This window comes from Rhizobium sp. 01T444 (assembly GCF_056398305.1).
In genome coordinates this window covers 1-502 of record NZ_JBFTPD010000449.1, presented here as the reverse complement: position 1 = coordinate 502, position 502 = coordinate 1, and the positions used below count along the sequence as shown (strand labels likewise).

The following is a 502-nucleotide window of genomic DNA, read 5'->3' as shown; positions in this document are numbered from 1 at the left end:
GTGCTGATCGAGCGCCTGTTCGGCCTGCCGGGGCTGGGCAACATGGCCATCGACGCGGTGATCAACCGCGACCTGCCGCTGATCCAGGGCATCGTGCTGACCTTTGCCGTGCTGTTCATCGTCGTGAACCTGGCGGTGGACCTGCTCAACATCCGACTGAATCCCAAGCTGCGCAAATGACCCTCCATTTTCAGAAACGCGTGTGGTTCGGCTTCGGCGTGCTGGCCCTCGTGATCGTCTGCGCCCTCTTCGCGCGCTGGCTCGCGCCGCACGATCCGCTGGAACAGGACCTCATGGCCTCCAGCCTGCCCCCGGCCTGGAGCGCCGATGGCGAGGCCGGCCACCTGTTCGGCACCGACAGCCTGGGCCGCGACATCCTCTCGCGCCTGATCTACGGCGCGCGGCCGGCGATGATCGTCGCCTTTGCCGGCGCCACGCTGGCGGCGCTGGCCGGCACGGCGCTGGGCCTGTGGGCGGGCTTTCACGGCGGCAWGATCGACAC

Annotated in this window: 1 protein-coding gene and 1 pseudogene; both read left to right on the top strand. The window is 68.5% G+C overall.

Annotated elements, in window-relative coordinates; genetic code table 11:
* Window positions 1-180, top strand: a 180-nt coding sequence (locus tag AC1DTN_RS39405; protein WP_477925705.1) for an ABC transporter permease subunit, incomplete at its 5' end; no start/stop codon positions are given.
* Window positions 177-502, top strand: a pseudogene (locus AC1DTN_RS39400) (ABC transporter permease); the annotation flags it as partial. The gene AC1DTN_RS39405 and the pseudogene AC1DTN_RS39400, both read left to right, overlap by 4 nt.